Annotated in this window: 17 protein-coding genes; all 17 read left to right on the top strand. The window is 39.7% G+C overall.

The window, feature by feature from the left end:
* The first annotated feature begins 9 nt into the window (after positions 1–9).
* The 17 genes from AC3KZC_RS12110 (at position 10) to AC3KZC_RS12030 (ending at position 22,712) form a co-directional block, all read left to right on the top strand.
* Positions 10–1,104 (top strand): flagellar basal body P-ring protein FlgI, encoded by a 1,095-nt coding sequence (locus AC3KZC_RS12110; protein ID WP_490578526.1) that lies wholly within the window; start codon positions 10–12, stop codon positions 1,102–1,104.
* 218 nt (positions 1,105–1,322) lie between these two features.
* Complete coding sequence (flgJ, locus tag AC3KZC_RS12105) at positions 1,323–2,366, top strand: flagellar assembly peptidoglycan hydrolase FlgJ (protein ID WP_490578527.1); 1,044 nt, start codon at positions 1,323–1,325, stop codon at positions 2,364–2,366.
* 6 nt (positions 2,367–2,372) lie between these two features.
* Entirely contained in the window at positions 2,373–4,418 is a 2,046-nt protein-coding gene (gene flgK, locus AC3KZC_RS12100) for a flagellar hook-associated protein FlgK (RefSeq protein WP_490578528.1), read from the top strand.
* A gap of 9 nt (positions 4,419–4,427) precedes the next feature.
* Positions 4,428–5,987: a flagellar hook-associated protein FlgL gene (flgL, locus tag AC3KZC_RS12095; protein ID WP_490578529.1), complete on the top strand. Its 1,560-nt coding sequence runs from the start codon at positions 4,428–4,430 to the stop codon at positions 5,985–5,987.
* Positions 5,988–6,048: 61 nt separating this feature from the next.
* Entirely contained in the window at positions 6,049–7,812 is a 1,764-nt protein-coding gene (locus tag AC3KZC_RS12090; protein ID WP_490578530.1) for a flagellin, read from the top strand.
* 325 nt (positions 7,813–8,137) lie between these two features.
* Positions 8,138–9,898 carry a flagellin N-terminal helical domain-containing protein gene (locus tag AC3KZC_RS12085; RefSeq protein ID WP_490578531.1) on the top strand — a complete coding sequence of 587 codons (1,761 nt, stop codon included), beginning with the start codon at positions 8,138–8,140 and terminating at the stop codon, positions 9,896–9,898.
* Between the two features lie 82 nt (positions 9,899–9,980).
* Positions 9,981–10,382, top strand: a complete 402-nt coding sequence (locus tag AC3KZC_RS12080; RefSeq protein WP_490578532.1) for a flagellar protein FlaG — start codon at positions 9,981–9,983, stop codon at positions 10,380–10,382.
* A gap of 15 nt (positions 10,383–10,397) precedes the next feature.
* Complete coding sequence (gene fliD / locus AC3KZC_RS12075) at positions 10,398–12,083, top strand: flagellar filament capping protein FliD (protein ID WP_490578533.1); 1,686 nt, start codon at positions 10,398–10,400, stop codon at positions 12,081–12,083.
* A gap of 73 nt (positions 12,084–12,156) precedes the next feature.
* Positions 12,157–14,190, top strand: a complete 2,034-nt coding sequence (locus tag AC3KZC_RS12070; protein ID WP_490578534.1) for a motility associated factor glycosyltransferase family protein — start codon at positions 12,157–12,159, stop codon at positions 14,188–14,190.
* A gap of 95 nt (positions 14,191–14,285) precedes the next feature.
* Positions 14,286–15,635, top strand: coding sequence for an NAD(P)-binding protein (locus AC3KZC_RS12065; protein WP_490578535.1), 1,350 nt, complete (start codon positions 14,286–14,288; stop codon positions 15,633–15,635).
* Positions 15,636–15,647: 12 nt separating this feature from the next.
* Complete coding sequence (locus tag AC3KZC_RS12060) at positions 15,648–16,625, top strand: NAD-dependent 4,6-dehydratase LegB (protein ID WP_490578536.1); 978 nt, start codon at positions 15,648–15,650, stop codon at positions 16,623–16,625.
* Positions 16,622–17,785, top strand: coding sequence for a LegC family aminotransferase (locus tag AC3KZC_RS12055; RefSeq protein WP_518525892.1), 1,164 nt, complete (start codon positions 16,622–16,624; stop codon positions 17,783–17,785). Before AC3KZC_RS12060 ends, AC3KZC_RS12055 begins: the two co-directional genes overlap by 4 nt.
* Positions 17,779–18,933: a UDP-N-acetylglucosamine 2-epimerase gene (gene neuC, locus AC3KZC_RS12050; RefSeq protein WP_490577874.1), complete on the top strand. Its 1,155-nt coding sequence runs from the start codon at positions 17,779–17,781 to the stop codon at positions 18,931–18,933. Before AC3KZC_RS12055 ends, neuC begins: the two co-directional genes overlap by 7 nt.
* 1 nt (position 18,934) lies before the next feature.
* Entirely contained in the window at positions 18,935–19,957 is a 1,023-nt protein-coding gene (gene neuB, locus AC3KZC_RS12045; protein WP_490577875.1) for an N-acetylneuraminate synthase, read from the top strand.
* Positions 19,958–19,972: 15 nt separating this feature from the next.
* Positions 19,973–20,935: a GNAT family N-acetyltransferase gene (locus AC3KZC_RS12040; protein WP_490577876.1), complete on the top strand. Its 963-nt coding sequence runs from the start codon at positions 19,973–19,975 to the stop codon at positions 20,933–20,935.
* Positions 20,936–20,996: 61 nt separating this feature from the next.
* Positions 20,997–21,656 carry a class I SAM-dependent methyltransferase gene (locus AC3KZC_RS12035; protein ID WP_490577877.1) on the top strand — a complete coding sequence of 220 codons (660 nt, stop codon included), beginning with the start codon at positions 20,997–20,999 and terminating at the stop codon, positions 21,654–21,656.
* A 9-nt stretch (positions 21,657–21,665) separates the two neighbouring features.
* Positions 21,666–22,712 carry a nucleotidyltransferase family protein gene (locus tag AC3KZC_RS12030; RefSeq protein WP_490577878.1) on the top strand — a complete coding sequence of 349 codons (1,047 nt, stop codon included), beginning with the start codon at positions 21,666–21,668 and terminating at the stop codon, positions 22,710–22,712.
* Positions 22,713–22,714: the final 2 nt, after the last annotated feature.

Below are 22,714 nucleotides of genomic sequence, written 5' to 3'. Positions count from 1 at the left end.
GGAAACTAAATGAAACATTTTCTATTCTCAATCGCATTGGTTTTATTTCTGATCAGTACCAGCAGTGTTGCTGAGCGGATCAAAGATGTGTCAATGGTTGAAGGCGTGCGAGACAATCAGCTCGTCGGTTATGGTTTGGTAGTCGGCTTGCCTGGTACAGGTGAACAAAGCCGTTTTACCGAACAAACCTTTAAAGCCATGTTAAGTGGCTTTGGTATTGCATTACCTGATAATCTGAAGCCAAAAATTAAAAACGTCGCCGCGGTTGCTGTGCATGCAAAACTACCGCCTTTTATCAAGCCTGGGCAAACAATTGACGTCACTGTTTCTTCTATTGGAAGCGCCAGTAGCCTACGAGGTGGAACATTATTACAAACATTCTTAAAAGGGATTGATGGTAATGTTTATGCGATTAGTCAAGGTAGTTTGATTGTCAGTGGTTTAGGTGCCGAAGGCGCTGATGGTAGCCGAATTTTGGTTAATACGCCGACTGTAGGTAGGATCCCCAACGGGGCAACCGTTGAACGTGCGGTACCCAATCCTTTTTCGCAAGGTGATTTTATTACCTTTAATTTACATCGCCCAGACTTTACCACTGCAAAACGCTTGGCCGAAACAATTAATAATCTTGTCGGGCCTAATTCTGCCAGCGCGCAAGATGCCGCGTCAGTGCGTGTGATTGCACCCAGAGATGTGTCACAACGGGTAGCCTATTTATCAACCCTTGAGAATTTAGAGTTTAAACCCGCCGATACCTCAGCCAAAATTTTGGTTAACTCACGCACCGGCACCATAGTGATTGGCAAAGATGTCAAACTGCAAGCGGCTGCCATTACTCATGGTGGCTTGACGGTTACGATTGCAGAAAATCAAGACGTGTCGCAGCCTAATGCACTTGCTGCAGGTAATACCACAGTGACCAATCAAAGCATTATTGATGTATCACGAGATGATTCGCGGGCCTTTGTCTTCAATCCTGGCGTGAGTCTGGATGATTTAGTACGAGCTATTAATGAAGTTGGAGCGGCTCCAGGTGATTTAATGGCTATTTTAGAAGCACTTAAAGAGGCTGGGGCAATAAGTGGCCAGTTGATCGTCATTTAGCGGCAATAAGTAGATTTAAAACGAAAAAAGCGAGCGCACCTAGCTCGTTTTTTTATTTTACAACCTTAAACAAGACAAGCTTTACTCCTGCGCTCGTAATGTAATTTTTATTTATTTATTTATTTATTTATTTAATTAAATCAATAATTAAAGTTTATTTTAACTTGGCATTTCAATTGCATTCATCTAGTTATGTTTTCTTGTGTCAACAAACTGTTATGAATGAAATCAATCACGGCTCACCGAGTAGTTACTTTGACTTTAATAGCCTCAATGACCTAAGAAATGATGCTAAAAGTGGTCAAGGAAATGAAAAGGAAGCGCTACGAAAAGCTGCGCAGCATTTTGAATCAATTTTTATGAATATGCTGCTCAAAAGTATGCGTAAAGCGAATGAAGCCTTTGAATCCGATAGCCCTTTTAATAGTGAATCGACCAAGTTTTATCAAGATATGCATGATCAGCAACTGACGATGGAGCTTTCTTCCAATGGTTCATTAGGACTTGCTGACTTAATCGTTGAGCAGCTTAGCCCTGATTATAAAAATTATCGTCCTGCGTCAACCTTGCGCGCCGACGCTACTTTAGGTAATGAAGCGCAACCGACAGATATGGCATTGTCAAACACTCGAGCGGTCAACACGGCGTTACCGACTTGGGTCAGTCAGCAATTTATCGCGGCCCAAAGGGCTCAAGCAAAGCGTGATGAGCACACTCCTGCCGAGGCCATCAGTCCATCTAAAACTCCAGATTTTGAGTCTCAAGAGTCGTTTATTGAATCACTCTGGCACAAGGCAAAATCGGCTGCTGAAAAGTTAAATATCAACCCAGCGATCATGATTGCCCAAGCGGCGCTTGAAACCGGTTGGGGTAAGCACATTATCAATGCGCCAAATGGTGAGTCGAGTAATAACCTTTTTAACATTAAAGCAGGTAGTAATTGGCAAGGCGAGTCGGTTAAAAAAGTGACGCTAGAGTATGAAGACGGTATTGCCGTGAAGAAAAATGCCGCTTTTCGCTCGTATCAAAGCATTGAGGAAAGCTTTGATGACTTTGTGAATTTTTTATCATCAGGCAGTCGTTATCAAGATGCATTAAAAGAATCTAATAACATGGAGCGTTTTTTGCATAAGTTACAAGAAGCAGGTTACGCCACAGACCCAAATTACGCGAAAAAAATCATCGGGATCTTAAATAGTGATGGTTTACAGCAGGGGGTGAAGCGGATGTTAAGTAACGAAGTTGCAAAGTTTACGGAGTAAATTTAGATGAGTTTTGGGATTCTTGGAACGGGTGTTTCTGGCTTAGCGGCCGCACAAAAAGGGCTCGATACCACAGGCCATAATATTGCCAATGTGAATACCACAGGTTACAACCGTCAAACCGTTGAGCAGATTTCAACCGTGGGTATTCCCTTTGGTGGCGTATTTCTTGGTAATGGTACGCAAGTTTCTTCCATTTCTCGCGCTTTTAATGAGTTTTCGTATACCGAAGTTATTTATAACAAAAGCCAGTTTAACTACAACAATACGCAAACTATTAATGCAGGCCGCCTTGATAACTTTTTAGCCAATACTGATACCGGTATTACTAAAAGCATTGAAGAGTCATTCAATGCTATTAATGGGATAACCGAAGATCCAACTATTGTCTCTGCACGAAACGTATTTTTAAGCTCAGCCGAATCAACAGCTAAACGCTTTAACAACATGTTTAGTGAGGTTGAGCAACAACATTTAGGTAATATCAATCAAGAAATAAAAACCACCGTTGCTGCTATTAATGAGATTACATCGCGCATTGGTCAGTTAAATGGTGAAATTGCCGTTGCAAACTCCGTTGCTGAAAATGGTTTTCCTGCCAATGACTTGCTTGATAAGCGTGATTTGCTTGTCAGTCAACTCAGTGAAAAAGTGCAAGTTAATATTATTGATTTACCTGATGGCACCATTAACTTAACCGTAGGAACAGGCTTAACGTTAGTGGCAGGCACGTTTGCTGTACCTTTGTCGGTTGAACGAAATGAATTTGATGCCAATAAGCTGGAAATAGGCATTGCACCGACTCCCGGGGCGCCCAACAAAGCGATTGTTACAAATCAACTCGACGGTGGCTCGTTAGGTGGGTTATTTAAAATTCGCGAAGAGTTGCTCTTGCCTGCTATTCGAGATATGGGAAAAATCGCCATCGCGTATGCCGATGCTTTTAATCGTCAGCAATCGTTAGGTCGAGATTTAAATGGTGATATTGGGACTAACTTATTTAAAGATATTAACGACCCTCAGATTGCATTAACGCGTACTTTGAATTCAAAGCAAAACCCAATCTCAAGTGATTTTTCGGTCAACATTAATAACGCATCACTACTTAGTGGTGATGAATATTCGATGGAAGTTGATCCGGCAGGTAACTTGGTGGTGTCTGATCAGGATAAAAATGTATTAGTGACTTTTTCGCCTGCCGATATTACCGCCATGTCGCCCCCCACTAATGATCGGTTAGAAATTCCAGGTACTGGGCTGAATATTAATATTGCCAAAAACAACCTTGCGGTAGGGGATCGTTTTTTAATTCGAGCAACTTACTCGGGCTCGCGGGATATTGAACGGACATTAGAAGACCCAAATTTAGTGGCTGCAGCGGGCAATGCGCTGGATGTCAGTGCCCCAAGCAACCCAAATAATGTTGAAGTGTCGTTATATGAATTAACTGATGCAACCAATGCAAATTATCCAAATCAAGCCAATTTTCCACCGCCACTTGACCCTAAAATTCAAGTCGTAGTGAATGGCGCAGGTACGCAATACAGTATTCAAGATTCCGCTGGCACTGCGCTAGCTGCGCCTGCCGGAGGACCTTTTAATATCCCTGCCGACCAAATTATTGATTTACCAGGCATGCGTTTAGAAATTAAAGGTCAACTTGCTGGTAATGAAGTCTTTAGTATCACCAATCAAGGTGGCTCCGCGCCTTTTGATGAGAAAAGATTTGGTCCAGGTGATAACTCCAACGCATTACAAATGCTCGAATATCAGAATAAAAAAACCTTAGATGGCGGCACGAATACCTTCTCAGAATCTTATGCAGAACTGGTGACGTTTGTTGGGGTTAAAACTCAAAGTGGGAAAATAAATGCCGATTCTTTTGCCGTATTGCTTGCAGGTGCTGAGCAGCGTATGGCGGCGATTTCAGGGGTAAACCTTGATGAAGAGGCGGCAAATTTGATCCGATACCAACAAGCGTATTCCGCAGCGGCACGCATTATCTCGATTGCCAATGAAACCTTTGACAGTTTAATGCAAGCAGTACGATAGGAGTCTGATATGAGAATAGGTACAGCGAATTTTTATCAACGCTCTTTAGCAAGTTTGCAGTCTCGACAAGTTAGTCTTGATCGTGCGCAAGAAGAGCTGTCATCAGGCAAAAAAGTCATTCGCCCCTCTGATGATCCGGTAGCGGCCAATAGCATCATTAAGCTGAAAAAAGAGCTTGATGTATCAAGTCGTTACCTTGATGCGCAATCAACAGCAAACCGCTACAACCGCGAATCAGAAACATCGTTAACGTCGATGAATAATATTTTATTACGTCTGCAAGAAAGTTTAAGTGGCGCAATTAATGGTGCGCTTGATGATGATGGGCTTATTGCGTATCGCGAACAAATCGCCTCTCGTTACGAAGAGTATGAAGGTATTGTGAATCAGAAAAATGCCAACGGCGACTTTATGTTTTCGGGTTTTCAAACGCGAACCAAGCCTTATCAAGAAGATTCTTTTGGCTATTTTGATTACAAAGGTGACAGCGGTCAGCGCCAAGTGTTAATTGCACCGAGCTTTGATGTTGCTGTGACCGAACCTGGTAGTTCATTTGCATCCAATGTTGCGTCAAAATTTAGTCATTACCGACCTGCAGGCCCAGCCGCAAGCGGTGCACAAGTGTCATTAGGCTTTGTCACGGACGCTGCTGAATATCGTGCGCCAACTGCGCCGGCTAACTCTTTTCAAATTCAATTTTCAGGTGCAGTACCGCCACAAGCCGATACATGGCAAGTGATAGATGTTTCAATGCCAGTCCCGAATGTTGTGAATGGTCCTTATGGTTATAGTCCTGGTGATAAAATTGAATTCCAAGGAATTTCGGTAAAAACGGATGTCAATAATCCACCACAAGCGGGTGATGTATTTGATATGCAACCGGATGCAAAAGCCGATGAAACAAGTGTACTTTGGATGTTTCAGCAAGCCATTGATGCCATGTCGATTACTGGTACGGGTTACACGGCAAAACCACTTGCCGCCTCAACGGTAAGTATTGCCGGAGGAAATATTAAGTTTCCTGATGAGCATAAATTTGCTGATTTTGAAGTGGTTTTTCCATCAGCAGGCCAAGTTGAGGTGCGCGAAGTTGACCGAAGTACCACTCCGCCAACTGTATTGGCTACCCCAGTTCCTGCTCAAGCGTATAACCCTGCAGGCACGCAGCTTAACTTTAATGGTATTGAAATCACAGTGGCTGGCGCCTCTGGCAATCAAACCACGGTTCCTGCTGCTCCTGCGCCGAACTTTCCTGAAACAGTTAGGTTAGATCGCCCTGAAAACAACCGTCGTGCGGATGTCTTAGGTGCTTTGCTTGAAGAAGTTACTAATGCGCAAACCAACATCGACAATACGCGTTCGCAAATTGGTGCGCGGATGAATTCGATTAGTAATGAAGGTGATGCTCAGTTGTTGTTTAAAGAAACGACAAAAATAACACTCGCAGATTTAGAAGAAATAGATGTATACGAAGCTGTTACAAACCTTGAAAACTCTCGGGTGGGATTGCAAGCAGCACAGCAAGCTTTTGCACGTGTGCAAAATTTATCATTGTTTGATTATATCTAGTTGGCACAGTTAATGCTTTGGTATAGATGAAAACAAATTCCATCATTGAGGAGATACTAAGATGGGTATGTATATAAACACAAACGTTGCCTCTATTAACGGCCAGCGAAATCTAAACAAGTCTACCGAGGGTCTGACTACCTCGATGCAGCGCTTATCATCGGGTTTGAGAATTAACTCAGCCAAAGATGACGCTGCTGGTATGCAAATATCCAATAAGTTGACATCGCAAATTAACGGTCTTAACGTTGCGACCCGTAACGCGAATGATGGCATTTCGATGGCACAAGTTGCTGAGGGTGCGCTGCAAGAAAGTACCAATATTCTACAACGGATGCGAGATCTTGCCATCCAAGCGGCAAATGGTACCTACTCGGACGGTGATCGTGCGTCCCTTCAAGAAGAGGTTGTACAGTTACAACGTGAGTTAGACCGTATTGCTTCAACCACTACTTTTGGTGGTCGTAAGTTAATGGACGGCTCATTTGGTACTGAACAGTTTCAAGTGGGTTCTAAATCGTTTGAAACAATCAGCGTAAGCGTAGGCTCTTTCTTCGGTGAAGACATGGGTGCAGAAACCTATGAGCTGAAAAATCAAACTGCTGCAAATGCGGCGTCAGGCTTGCAAAATAATGTTGCTACAGCTACAGCCATGACAGGCTTAATTGCCGCAAATTCTAGTACGGCATTAGTTGGTATGGGTAATTTTATTACCACAGGCAGCTTAGGTGCAGCACAATCTACCTATTCGGCAAACCGTAACAAGCTTTCAACCGTCGCCACAACAACAACCGTGTCGCTTGGTATAAAAGGCTCGTTAGGCAGTGCGAGTGCAACCATTACGGGGTTAGGTGGTTCAGCTTATGACGCAGAGCGTGCGATTGACCAAATTACTTCAAAAACAGGTGCAGAAGCCGATGCTCGTACGGTGGTAACACTTGATTTTTATGGCAGTGTTGGCTCCGTTGCTGGTGGGCAAGATACCGCTTTATTAACCGGTGATGCGACTTTCACTTTAGAGCTTCGCGGTGAAAATACTGATGCAACTAAAGAAGGTGCACGTATTAAATTCACGATTAGCAATACCGAAGAACTCAGTGGCGTAGTCAATGCGTTTAATGAAGCTTCAGGTGAAACGGGTATTTCTGCCAGTTTAACCGGCGATGGCCGTATTAAGCTTGTTAGTGAGCGTGGTGACAACATTGTATTTGAGAATATGCAAGTTGATTACAACGGCGTAGGCTCTCGTATGACCATTCAAGCAGCAAGCTATGATTTTGATGGTAATGCGTCAGATACCGCAACTGCTATTGCTGCTGGTCGTATTTTTGGTACTGCAACCAATGGCGCAGGTGGTGTGGGTAATGGGGATGCAAATGCATCGACTTCAACGTTTGTTGGCACTGTGCGCATTACCGGCAGTGACGATTTTAAACTGCAAGACTCGACAGGTGCTGGCAGTATGCTTCACGGTAATACCATTGGTGAGTCAGCGATTTCTGGTAAAGAAACTGTTGATGATATCAACATTGGTACCGCGCTTGGCGCTCAAAAAGCGATAGATGTCATTGATGGTGCGTTGTCGTATATCGATAGTCAGCGGGCGAACATGGGTGCGGTGCAAAACCGATTATCAAGCACGATTTCGAATCTTGAGAACGTGGTTGAAAATGCCTCAGCTTCAAGAAGTCGTATTCGTGATACAGACTTTGCTCTTGAAACAGCGCAAATGACAAAGAACCAAATATTACAACAAGCAGGAACCTCAATATTAGCGCAAGCAAACCAATTGCCTCAAAGCGCGCTATCACTGCTTGGCGGTTAATTACTTCTTTTCACAAATATCTCCTCATGCCCCTTGGTTACAAGGGGCAGTTTGGAGGATGTCCCTGTCTTTATCTATTGTGTTTGCTCTGTTTTTTATTCTGATTGTTCTGCCGCGATGATTTATTTGCCAACAACTTTATATTTGTTAATATCTTCAAAAGTTGGCTAAATAGCTGCCCTTATTGTATTTTCTTTAAACACCCTTCAAAAACATTGTACATTTTTTAAATAATTTTCAATTTTTATTAAAGTTAGGACAAACGCTGCCGTTATCATAAATAACATGATACGAAACTAGTAACATTCCTCTAAGGAGAGTTCAAATGGCTCTAACAGTACAAACAAATCCTACGTCGTTGAACGCTCAACGCAACTTAAGTAAAGCAAGTTCCGGCATGGAAACTTCGATGCAACGTTTGTCCTCTGGTTTAAGAATAAACAGTGCAAAAGATGATGCTGCTGGTATGCAGATTTCAAACAAATTAACGTCTCAAATTAATGGTCTAAATGTAGCGACTCGAAATGCCAACGATGGTATTTCAATGGCGCAAACTGCAGAGGGCGCTCTGCAAGAAAGTTCAAACATCCTGCAACGTATGCGTGACCTTTCTGTTCAAGCATCAAATGGTACGTATTCAGACGCTGACCGTGGTGCATTACAGGAAGAAGTAACACAGTTAAAACGTGAACTTGACCGTATCGCCAGCTCAACATCATTTGGTGATCGTAAATTACTTGATGGTTCATTTGGTACTGAGCAATTCCAAGTAGGTGCTAAATCATTTGAAACCATTAACGTAAGTGTGGGTTCATTCTTCGGTGAAGACATGGGTGCAGAAACCTATGAGCTTAAAAATTACACCGACGCAAACGCTGCTGTGTTAGCGGGTGCTGTAAATGCAGGTGTTACGTCAACAGGTTTAACGGGTGGTTTGTTAACGGCAACAACAGCGTTAGTTGGTTTTGGTAACTTTATCTCATCAGGCACAGCGGGTGCCGCACAATCGACTTACGCGGCAAACCGTGGCAGCATTTCGACTATCGCAAGTAGCGCGACTATCAGTATTGGCGTGAAAGGCTCATTAGGTAGTGCAACTGCAACTATCAAGGGAACAAATGGTTCAGCATATGATGCAGAACGTGCACTTGATCAAATTTCAGCTAAAACCGGTGTAGAAGCCGATGCAAGAACCGTTGTAACGCTTGACTTCTATGGTTCAGTGGGTACAACAGCAACTGCTGATACCGCTGTAATGACTGGGGATGCAATTTTCACACTCGAGTTACGTGGTGAAAATACAGATTACTCAAAAGAAGGTACTCGTATTAAGTTCTCAGTATCGAATACTGAAAACTTGTCATCGGTAGTGAATGCATTTAATGAAGCGGCGGGCGAAACAGGTGTTTCTGCAAGCTTAACGGGCGACGGTCGTGTTCAACTTGTAAGTGAACGTGGTGACAACATTACGTTTGAGAACATGCAAGTTGAATATAACGGTGTTGGTTCACGTGTGACAATTCAAGCGGCAACGTATGACTTTGATGGCAATACATCAGATACTACAACAGCCATTGCTGCAGGGCGTTTATATGGCACAGCAACAGGTGGCGCGGCAGGGGTTGGTGCTTCTGATGCAACAGCTGCTTATGCAAGCTTTGTTGGTACGGTTCGTTTGGTTGGTAAAGATGACTTTAAACTAACTGATACTGCGGGCACTGCAGGCGTATTACACGGTAACACTGCAGCTGACTCTTCAATTTCAGGCACTGAAACAGTTGACGATATCAATATCGGTACTGCATTAGGCGCACAAAAAGCAATTGAGGTTATCGACGGTGCGCTTTCGTACATTGATACCCAAAGAGCAAATATGGGTGCGGTGCAAAACCGTTTATCTACTACGGTAAACAACTTAACAAACGTTGTTGAGAATGCGTCAGCATCAAGAAGCCGTATTAGAGATACAGACTTTGCAACTGAAACAGCAGAATTGACTAAAAACCAAATATTGCAACAAGCAGGCACATCAATCCTAGCTCAAGCAAATCAGTTACCTCAAACAGCGCTTAGCTTATTAGGTTAATTAGATTTTTAGCTCAAAAAAGGAATCTAATTTTTAGATTCCTTTTATTCATTTTTAAATCATAATGATTGAGGTGGACCTTATGAACATCGAGATAGGAAAAGATGTTAGTCAATTAACATCATTAACTAAAAGTAATCGAAAAGAAGCTGAAATAAACGCAACTCAACAGGCCTCGTTAACGGCCGCTAAACAAAATCAGGCTACAGCTGAAGCAGCTCAAGCAAAAGCTGAAAATAAACCCGAAGCAGTTGAAATTTCTACAGAACATCTGCAAGGTGTGGCGCAACAATTGCAAGACTTTGTCAGCTCACTTGATAAATCTTTGCAGTTTAGTATTCATAAAGATTCAGGAAGAGACGTAATTAAAGTAATCGATGGTATTACCGGTGAAACTATCCGTCAAATCCCATCAGAAGAAATTTTAAATGTTGTTTCAAATTTATCCCAAGCAACGGGTATTTTTATGGAAACAAAAGTCTAATGTTGGAGAAAGGTTATGGCTACATTATCATCCCCAGGTATCGGTACGGGTTTTGATGTTAACGGAACAGTAAAAAGTTTAGTTGCAGCAGAGCGCAAACCCTTTGATGAAAAAAAACTAGCCGCTGAAACTAAATTTACTGAACAAATTTCTGGTTTAGGTAAATTAAAATCAGCCCTTTCTGATTTAGATGACACAATTTTTGATTTAAAACTCCCCACTACTTTCTCAAAACGACAAGTCGATTATTCTTCTGATTTCTTTACTGCTGAAGCCGGTTCTGCCGCATCAGTATCAAGTTACGACGTCCAAGTCAATAAAGTCGCCTCGGCACAAAAAATTACCACTGGTCCTATTGACGCAACCGCAGCTATTGGCAGTGGTACTCTTGAAATTCGATCGCTTGGGCTCGATAAAGGCTTTTCGATTGATGTAGAAGCAGGGCAAACAATCAATGACATTGCTGCAAAAATTAACAGTGCATCATCAAATTTTGGTGTAACAGCGTCGATAGTAAAAGGTGATAGTGGCTCTTACTTAACCTTAAGCTCAAATCAAACCGGTGATAACAGTGTGTTATCGCTTAACGTGACTGACAGTGATGGTTTTTTGCATGATAACTCAGGTTTATCACAACTTGGTTTCTCATACGCTCAAACGCGTTCAAGTCAAACCTTCAATAGCGGCGAAACGTTTGCTGTTGGTTCTTTTGATATCAGTAATGGTACAGATACCGCTAATATTGCGGTCTTAGCAGGTGAAACTATTGAGCAAGTAATTGATAAAATTAATGCTGCCGGTATTAATGTAACTGCCTCTTTGGAAGATGATAATGCAGGAGGTTTTAAGCTGGTTTATCAATCTACAAATGATTATGGTAATCATAATGTTGTTATTACCTCAGCAGATCCCTCGATGTCAAAGCTCTTGAAAAGCCATGAATATGCAAATTACACTGAAAATACAGCAGCATCGAAAGCTCAAATCACCCTCAACGGCTCTATTGTTGTCACAAGTGAAACAAATACTTTTGAAAATGCGGTAGCCGGTTTGTCGTTGCAAGTTAAAAAGGCACATGAAGCGACAGCAAGCGATAATATTAAAATCAACCTTGATAAAGGCTCGACAGAAGAAGCGGTTAAAAAATTTGTTGAGTCGTATAACGAAATGTATGCCGTTGTCACTGAATTAACCAAAGTAAGTGAAGATGGCACAGCAGGTCAACTTGTTGGTGATGCTACCATTCGTACAATGATGAACCAGTTACGTGGTGCATTAGGGGGAATTGTTAATGTAGATCAATTCAATACGATGTCTTTGGCGTCAATTGGTGTTAAAACAGAGCGTGATGGCACTCTTTCCCTCAATGAAAATACGCTGAAAAAAGAATTAAACACTAATTTCGAGCAATTTGGTGCGCTATTTGCAGGCGAAAAAGGTATTGGTAAAGCATTATCGAATGTAGTATCAGAGTACAAGGGTATTGGCGGGATTGTAGAGTCAAAAATTAAATCGGCCACATCATCGATTAGTCGTATTAATGAAGAGCGCACTAATTTTGATGAGCGGATGAGTCGCTATGAAGCTCGCTTGTTTTCGCAATTTACCACCATGGATTTGTTGGTATCGCAATTACAAGCTACAGGTGATTATTTGACTGCGCAATTAGACGCACTGAGCGGGATTAACAAAAAGAAATAGTCTGCGTTATTTTACTTCAGCTGCTCCGATACTTTTGATACTGTCAAAATAGTTTTAATAAATCGAGAGTCTTATGAGTATTGAACAAAATTCACGTCAAAATATTGATGCCCTTCGATTAGAGCTCAATAAACAATTTGATAGGAATATGGTTTTTTTCCAAAAAAATATGCCCCATATTTTTAAGCAGTTTATTCACTATGATCCTAAAGACTACGGATTAGATTTTGATAACAATGGTCATTTAAACATAGCCTCGAATGGCCAGTTTATTTTTGCAGACGATCCTCAGAAAATATGTGAAGCGCAATCAGATCTTTTTTTCAAGCGTCCAGTGCAAAGCATGTATTTACTCGTGCCTAGCGAGGATGAACTCAATCATTTTAATTATATTCACCTCGATTATTTAAAAAAAGTATCAGATACTGCGCTTAAATATCGCCATTTATCTAACTTTCAAAATAGGTTTAATGAGCTGCCTCATGAACCCGTTGGTAAACACCCATTTTTTATCTTAATAGGGACTGGGCTTGGTTATCACTTTAAGCGAATTTTAAAAGAAGAAATCGACCATCTTTATATTTATGAACCAAGTTCTGATTTATTTTATGCCTCACTGTTTACAATCAATTGGGTTGAGGTGTTTGACCGTTTTAAATATGACGGAAAAACAGTCACTTTAACGGTTGGTTCAAAAATTACAGAATTTATAGATGGGTTAGCGGTGCTAGCACAAAAGTTTGGGCAGTATAATTTAAGTTGTTTAACCATTTATAAACACTATACCAGCGATACGGCAGATAAAGCGTTAAAAGAATACATCGATAATGTTAGTACTATGTACAGTGGCTTTGGTTTTTTCGAAGATGAAATTCTTTCGTTAAATCATATGTACTCTCATATTAATAACAAACAAAAGTTTTTATTAGCGAATCGCTATTTTGAACAGGAACATAAATATCCGATATTTATTTGTGGTTCTGGCCCTTCGCTAGATAATGCAATTGAGACAATTAGAAAATACCACGGTAAAGCGATTATAGTCTCTTGTGGTACCTCGATGTTAGCGCTTAATCGTAATGGAATTCAGTCTGATTTTCATATTGAAGTTGAGCGAACTAAAGGTATTTATGATGTATTAGATGCCAACCCTTTTATTGAGTTAAAGCGTAAACCTATTTTACTTGGGATGAATACGTTATATAAAAAAGTACCATCTCAGTTTGATGATTCTATTTTATATTTAAAACCTAATGATGGCTCAACCGATTTTATTCGCGGATATTATGCAGATGATTTAGCTGTTATTTATAGCACTAACCCTACAGTAACCAATGGTGCTATGGGGATTTTTAATCAGCTTCAAAGTGGCGATATTTACATGTTCGGATGTGATTATGGCTATAAAGATAAAGAAAATCATCATTCAAAAAGCTCTGGTTATTATGCCGAATACAGCGATGAAATTAAAAATCTTGTTGAAAAAACAGACAAGCTAAAAGTAAAAGGTAACTTTTGTGATGAAGTGTTCACTACCACTATTTTTAGCTGGGCAAGACGCTCTGTAGAATACAGCATACGAAACAATATTAGTGCAGCAGAGCACAAACAAGTGTTTAATTGTTCAGATGGTGCCCTGGTTGAGGGGACAATCCCTCTAAAAATGGAAAATATTAATTTAGAAAATGATGTTGATAAAGAGCTAATCCGTCAAATGTTATTAAGCAACACTACAGATGAGTTTTTTAATACCCAAGAGTGGGTTACTAAACTGACACAAGCAAGCGAACATTTGTTTAGTACGATAGATAAAATAGTGGATGAAAAATATCGCATCACCGATATATCTTCCAAAGATGTATCGCTATTATTTAATCGTATTTTTAAAATTATTCGTGAATGTGATGGCACAAAAGAAATATTTACAGCCAGAATGTTAGAAGGCTCCTTTACCTATATAGCATCAACCATTTTGGGTCATATGTATGCAATAGGTAACGAAAGATCAAGAAGGCAGTATTTAAAAGAAGTGTTGCCACTGATGTCTGAGTATTTTATTGATTTAAAAACAGAGTTGAAAACTAAAGTACTTAATTTTGAGCTTTAATTCTGTTGAGTTATTTTGACTTGTATCAATTGATTTTACTGTTTAATAGATAAGATTATTGATTATCTATTAAACGTTTTAAAGGCAGGCTAATAATGAATAACTCATCTTATCAATTTATTATAGTGGGCGCGGGCATTGCTGGTTTACTTGCAGCATTATTATTAAAGAAAAAAGGTAAGCGGGTTTTATTAGTTGATTCAGCTAAAGAGCCTGGTGGTTTAATGCGGGCCTTTCCAGCAAAAAATGGCGAAGTATTCGATTATGGTACTCATTTATTAAGCCGCCTTAATGTTGATGAGCTTGATGATCTTCTTTTTTCTGATTTAAATAACGATGATTGGCTCCATTTAGGATGTTTAAAGTCGGGAAATTATAGTTTTGAAAAACTCAATGATTATAGCCCAATAGTTGATAGTCGAGCATTACCAAGCTCACTCTATCAACAATCAATGGTTGAACTAATTGAAAGCGCGCATAATTCAAGAGCCGAATTTAAAAATTTGGCTGAGCAATTGAGGTCAGAGTTTGGCCAAACTCTTTGTCAAACCGTTTTTAAGCCATCCCTTGAAAAACTCTTTAAAACACCACTTGAGCAGCTTGCTCCAAATACCAATCGTTTATTTGGTATGACTCGGATAATTGGTTTTAATCCAATAGTCACACAAGAATTAAAAACCCTACCTGTATTGGATGCACGATTTGCTTATCACAGTTATGCCCAAGGTAATCCCAACGCTAAATATTATTATCCTAAACATGGCAGTATTGGGCAGTGGGTCGATTTATTGTTTTCAAAATATGAAAAAATGGGTGGCGAGACGATTTTTTCAGCTCAATTATCCAATATTATTGTGAATGATAAAAAAGTGACACACGTCAAAATTAATAATGAAATACTCACTTGTGATGAGTTGATTTGGACAGTGCCATTATTTAGTTTTTTTAAAAGTGCAACAATTGAACTTGAAAAACCTGCACAGCCACTGCGTTTTTTAAATACCTATTTATTGCATTATATTATTGATACCGCACCGATTACGGATTTGTATTATTACAACAATTATAATCCGGCTCATCAGCATTTTCGCGCAACATTATACTCGAATATACAGGCCCATGGCAGCACCAAAGGTCATCGGGTGACGGTCGAGGTTTTTGTCACTGATAAATTAGAGAATCAAGCTGTGCGTGACCTTGAACAGCTTGTGTTTGACGAGCTCATTGAGTGTAAGGTTTTGGCAAAGCATAGTCAGTTTGAAGTTGAAAGTCATTTTTTAGCTAATAGCTTTCCAATACCAACGCTTGAATTTACCGCCATGCAACAAAGCCAAAAAAATGCGATATTAGAAAAAGTAAATAATATTCAGCTGTTTGGCAAAGCCCGCGGTGATATTTTTTTTATGAATGATGTTATTTTAGATGTGTATCATTCGCTCAAATAATAGGGGACTCACTTGAAAAAAAGCGTCTTGGTGACTGGGGCTGATGGTTTCATTGGCTCACATTTATGTGAACTGTTGGTGCAGCAAGGCTATAAAGTCAGAGCGCTTGTGCAATATAACTCATTTAATCATTGGGGTTGGCTCGATAACTCTTTGTTAACAAAAGAAATGGAAGTGGTGACAGGGGACATTCGTGACCCGCATTTTTGTAAGCTTATTACTAAAGATATTGAAATTGTTTTTCACTTAGCCGCGCTCATTGCAATCCCGTATTCGTATACTGCGCCCGATAGTTATGTTGCTACTAATGTCACAGGTACGCTCAATATTTGCCAAGCTGCAAAAGAAAATAACGTATCTCGAGTCATTCATACCTCAACCAGCGAAGTGTATGGTACAGCGCAATATGTGCCAATTGATGAAAAGCACCCGCTGCAGCCACAATCACCTTATAGTGCATCAAAAATTGGTGCCGATATGATGGCGATGAGTTTTTATAATGCTTTTGGGTTGCCGCTAACGATTGCTCGTCCTTTTAATACCTATGGGCCGCGTCAATCTGCTCGCGCGGTGATCCCAACGATCATTACGCAAATCGCAAGTGGTCAAAAGCAAATTAAACTCGGAGATGTCAGCCCAACGCGCGATTTTAATTATGTTACCGATACTTGTAGGGGATTTTTAGCCCTAGCACAAAGTGATGCAACCGTTGGTGATACCTTTAATATTGGCTCTAACTTTGAGATTTCGATTCAGGACACGCTTAATTTAATTAAAAAAGTAATGGCCAGTGACGTTGAATTTATTATTGATGAACAAAGGCTTAGACCCAAAGACTCCGAAGTGCAGCGTTTATGGTGCGATAACAGCAAAATAGCGACTGTGACAGGGTTTGCTCCAGAGGTTTCGATAGAGCAAGGTCTAAGCCAGACCGTTGAGTGGTTTTTAGAGAATTTGCAAAAATACAAAGCGGATATTTACAACGTATGAATACTGAGCTGTCGTCAATTATCGATTTTATTCGGGGTCTTTATCCACATAAAGATTTTATAGCTTTGCATGAGCCAAGCTTTTCACAACTTGAAAAAGACCTGGTACTACGCACTATTGAGTCGACGTTTGTTTCAAGTGTGGGCGAGTATGTAGATGAATTTGAACATCAATTATCAGAGCGATTAGCTGCGCCAGTCATTGTGGTTAATTCTGGCACGTCAGCACTTCATATGGCGCTGTTATTAAGTGGTGTTGGCCGCGGCGATAAAGTGATCACCCAAGCATTGACGTTTGTAGCGACTTGTAATGCCATCGCTTATTGTGGCGCAGAACCAGTTTTACTCGATGTTGATTTAAGTACGTTAGGATTAAGCGCAGAGGTATTGGCTGATTACCTAACAAATCATACTTATCAAGATGACCAAGGTGTTTGCCGTGATAAGGTTGATCATAAAGTGATCCGTGCTTGTGTGCCGATGCATACCTTTGGTTTGAGCTGCGATATTGTAAAAATTGCCGCATTGTGCGAGCAATATCATATTGAATTAGTTGAAGATGCAGCAGAAGCGCTCGGCTCTAGCTTTGGACAGAAACCACTTGGCACGTTCGGCCGTTTTGGTGTTTTGAGCTTCAATGGCAATAAAACCATTACCACAGGGGCTGGCGGGGCAATTATTTGCCGCACGGCAGAAGACGCAAAAAGAGCCAAGTTTTTAACCACTACCGCCAAACAAGCCGATGCGTTTGAGTATTATCATCCAGAATTAGGTTACAACTACCGTATGCCTAATTTAAATGCTGCACTGGGCGTGGCGCAATTGGCTAAACTTGATGACATTTTGGCTGCTAAGCAGTTGATTGCCGAGCAATATCAGCATTTTTTTAAGGATTCTGAGTTTAAATTCATCAGTGTACCTGCCAATACTGTGGCCAATAATTGGCTCAATGCGGTACTTGCACCATCAAAAGAGGCAAAACAAGCATTACTTGAGTTTGCAAAGCAGCATAACGTAATGATGCGGCCTGCATGGCAACCTATGTATCGCTTGCCAATGTACCAAGGTGTCTATCAATCAAGCATGACCAATACCGAATACCTAATTGATCATTTGGTTAATTTACCAAGTAGTGCTCAGTTGGATCGTTCAACATGCTAAAAGTGGCTTTAGTTACGACCACTCGGGCGGAGTTTGGCCTGTTTTATTGGCTAATAAAAGCGCTAGAGCAAAGCCCATGGGTTGATTTTCGCTTATTAGTTACGGGCATGCATTTATCCGAAAAATTTGGTTGTACCTATCAAGAAATTGAAGCGCAAGGTATTGCTATTGCTGATAAAATTGATATCGGCATGACAGGTAGCAGCGCCCTTGATAACGCCATAAGTTGTGGCCGTGCAACCGAGCTTTTTGCTAAGTCTTTTAGTGATAATCGCCCTGATGTGTTGATTATGATGGGTGATAGGTTTGAATTGCTTGGCATTGCTAATGCAGCGTGTATTTTGAATATTCCTATTGCGCACTTTTCAGGTGGTGAAATTACCGAAGGTATTATTGACGATCAAGTACGTCACTGCGTAACAAAATTGAGTTATTGGCATTTTGTTTCAAATGAGGCGCACCGCGAGCGAGTTTTGCAACTAGGCGAAGAACCTGAGCGCGTCTTTAATGTTGGTGAGCCTGGGCTCGATCATTTTTATCATACTGAGTTATTAAGCCTTGCTGATTTAGCGCACAGTATCGATTTTGCATTAACCGCGCCTTTTATTTTATGTACTTATCACCCTGTGACTCACGCACAAAATGACGCATTAAATGAAATCAAGCAGGTAACAGCTGCCATTGAGGCGCTGACTGACTATCAATTTATTATCACATACCCTAATGCTGATGAAGGTAATGATGTGATTGTGACTGAACTCAAACGCTTGCAAGCCAACAATCCCACCCGGATTAAACTAATCGCATCCCTTGGTTTTAAACGGTATTTAAGCGCCCTGAAATACAGTGAAATGGTTGTGGGCAATTCTTCTAGCGGATTAATAGAAGCGCCTATGTTTCAAAAACCAACCATTAATATAGGTGATAGACAAAAAGGAAGGGTCAGAGCCGCCAGTTGTATTAATGCGAAGGTCAATACTGTCGATATTATACAATCAGTTAAGAAAGCCAAATCCGCAGAGCATCAACAATTATGCTTGACTGCTTTAAACCCTTATGGCGATGGCAAAACAGTTTCTAGAGTGATGGAGATATTACAGTGTATAACTCCACCGGTAAATTTAGTAAAAAAATTCACGGATCTATAATATGAATACCAACAAAAACCACCGTACCATCATTATTGCTGAAGCTGGTGTTAACCATAATGGCGATATTAATTTAGCAAAAAAATTGGTTGATAAAGCCGTTGAAGCGCAAGTCGATTATGTGAAATTCCAAATTTTCAAAACAGATAATATCATTTGTAAAACAGCAAAAAAGGCTGAGTATCAAGAGTCTACAACCGGTAAAAATGAAACTCAGTCTGAAATGTTGAAGAAATTAGAGCTTAGTTTTGATGAGCATTTAGAGCTTAAAAAATATTGTGATCAGAAAAAAATAGCTTATTTAAACACTCCTTTTGATTTAGATAGCTTACATTTTTTACTCAATATGGGCCTTGAAACAATTAAAGTTCCATCGGGTGAAATAACCAATTTCTTTTTATTAAATGAAATTGCATCTCATGAAATAAATGTGATTTTATCAACTGGCATGTCAACGTTAGTTGAAATAAAAGAGGCTATTAAATTATTAAACTCTAAAAACAAAGTAAAAAATATAAAAGTGCTTCATTGTAATACCCAATATCCAACGCCAATGTCAGATGTAAACTTAAATGTAATGAATACATTAAAAGATGTTTTAGGGTTAGAAATTGGTTATTCAGATCATACTAAAGGGATTGAGGTGCCAATTGCTGCTGTGGCGTTAGGTGCGGTAATGATAGAAAAACATTTTACGTTAGATAATAACCTCAGTGGACCCGATCATTTTGCATCAATAGAGCCTAAAGAATTAGCGCTAATGGTTCAACAAATTCGTAATATAGAACAAGCACTTGGTAATACAGAAAAATCTGTGACGCAAAGTGAGCGTGGCAATATTTTGATTGCCAGAAAGTTTTTAGTTGCTAACAAAATAATAAAAAAAGGGCACCGATTTACCTTCGATGATTTTAGTGCTAAACGCACAGGCGTTGGTGGTATTTCGGCTATGCAACTGCCTCATATCGTAGGTTTAACGGCAATAAAAGATTTTTATCCAGATGACGTTATTGTAATCGAATAATAAAAGAGTTTATTTGTGCATAAATCTATTTATAAAAGCCAAAACTACTTAGAGGCAGACCTTATTTTAAGGAATGAGGGCGCTCTTTTTAGCTATTACGATGAACTTGATGGCTTTTACCTTTTAAATGCATCAATTAAAAGAGTCATACCCGATGCGACTCAAAAAAAAGCCTATTACGATTTAGAAAGCCCTTATGGTTATGGCGGGTTTGAAACCAATATCACTGATAAAACAATGCTCATTTCGTTTTTAGACCGCTATAAAAAAGCGTGTTTAAACGAAAACATTGTGGCTGAATTTTTTCGCAATAACCCACTTAATAGTTTTGCTTTAAATAATCGCGCTTTATTTGATTTTTATTGTGTAGAAAGAGAGACAATCATTGTTGAATTGCAAACTGATTTTAAATCTCATTATACAAGTTCGTTAAAGCGAAATATCAAAAAAGCCAAAAGCCATGACTTGTCGGTTATTCAGGTTGACTTAAATGAGTATGCGCATCAATTTTTTACTTTATATACAAAAACAATGGTTAAAAATGATGCGGCAGACTTTTATTTTTTTAGTGAGGCCTATTTTGAACACTTAGCGAAAAATCAACATGTAGCGTGTTTTGCTGTTTTATATCAAAACGAAATTATTAACATGGTTATTGTATTGTTAGATGAAAACCATGTTTATTATCATTTGGGTGCGACCGATCCTGATTATTATTTTTTAAATTCAAATCCAATGATATTTGATTTTTTGTTCGATTTTTATTGTAAAGAAGGCTATTTATTATTTTATCTAGGGGGAGGTAATTCACCAGAACCAGAAAACTCATTGTTGAAATTTAAACAAAAATTTTCTTCTGTTTCATTACCTTTTATTATTTCAGGCCTTATTTTCGATCAAAAACACTATGATTATTTGTGTTTAAACGCACCCTCGACAACACAGCGTTTTTTTCTTCAATATAGGCAGTTGGCTTAAAATTTGCTTTCCCTAATTAGACTTGATTAGAAGTATCAAATTTGAACATTTTGGAGTGAATATGGCTTGGGATGAAACGTGGGAACATATTTTTAGCTCGCGAAACTGGGGACAATACCCTGGCGAAGACATTATTCGCTTTATAGCACGTAATTTTTATGCGGTTGAAGATCGTAGTGCCATAAAAGTGCTAGAGGTTGGCTGTGGTCCGGGCGCTAATATTTGGTATTTAGCCCGTGAAGGGTTTTCGGTTTATGCCGTAGAAGGATCTTCGTCTGCAATCACAAAAGCACACAATCGTTTAGCCCTTGAAGTACCCAATTGGCAAGGTGAACTTAAAGTCGGTGATTTTTTAAACTTACCTTTTGCCGATGAGAGCTTTGATGCTGTAATCGATATTGAAGCAATTAGTTGCAATGAATTTGATGATTCAAAAAAAGCGTATGCAGAAATCGCCCGAGTATTAAAAAAAGATGGTTTATTGTATTCACGTACCTTTGCTAAAGGTACGCTAGGTGATGAAACCGGCGAGAAGATCAGTTACAACTGTTACCTGCCTGCCGTTGGGCCTATGTCAGATACTGGTTGTACGCGTTTTACTGCTGAAGATGATTTACCCATTTTATTTGCTGATTTTTCAAGTTTTAAATATGGCTACCAACAAAATGGTGACCGCGATGGTATTTTCACCAAAGAGTGGACAGTAACCGCAACTAAATAGGTGATTGATATGATTACATCTCTTGAGCAGGCTATTTTGCCATTAAACAGCACAATGCAAGATGCAATAAATGCATTAAACATTTCAACGTTAAAAATAGTGTTAATTATCAATGACCAGCAACAGCTTGTAGGGGTGATCACCGATGGTGATATTCGCCGTGCAATTTTAGCCCATCATGGTTTGAGTTCGGCGGTTGATTTGATTATGTCTCATAAACCGGTTACCGCGTATAAAGGCGATAGTGCAAGCAAAATCAAGCACTTGCTAGAAGTGAATAAATTACTACACATCCCGATTTTAACTCAAGAACAACGCATTTTAGGGATTGAAACCCGAGACCATTTATTTGGTGTCGGTAAGCTGACTAATCCGGTATTTATTATGGCCGGTGGTTTTGGTACGCGTTTACGACCGTTAACATCAAGTTGCCCTAAACCTTTGTTAAAAGTTGGCCGAAAGCCAATTTTAGAAAATATCATTGAGAGTTTTTCTAGTTTTGGTTTTGAGCAGTTTTATATCTCTGTGCATTATAAAGCTGACATGATTAAAGATTATTTTGGTGATGGCGCAGCGCTTGGTGTTGCAATTGAATACATTGAAGAAAGCACACCACTTGGTACTGGGGGCGCGCTTAGTTTATTACCCGATGTATTTGAGCCTGTTATTTTAATGAATGGTGATTTATTAACAAAAGTCGATTTTTCTGAGTTACTCGCTTATCACCAAGAAGAAAAAGCAGCGATCACCATGTGCGTGCGCGAATATGAGTTTCAAGTACCGTATGGCGTTATTCAATCTGAAAATAACCGTGTGACGAATATTGTTGAAAAACCAGTCGAAAAATATTTTGTGAATGCGGGGATTTACGTTATTTCGCCAGAGGTTATTCAAAAGTTAAAAATGAACGAATACCTTGATATGCCTGATTTAATAAATGCATGTTTAGCCAATGAAGAGCGTATCTCGATGTTTCCAATTCATGAATATTGGCTTGATATTGGTAGAATGTCTGATTTTGAGCGAGCGCAAAGTGATGCGATTAACTTTTTTTAATG

This window comes from Pseudoalteromonas sp. J2K-J031 (assembly GCF_058197095.2).
The sequence above is the reverse complement of the archived record's forward strand: the minus strand, read 5'-3'. Positions and strand labels throughout refer to the sequence as shown.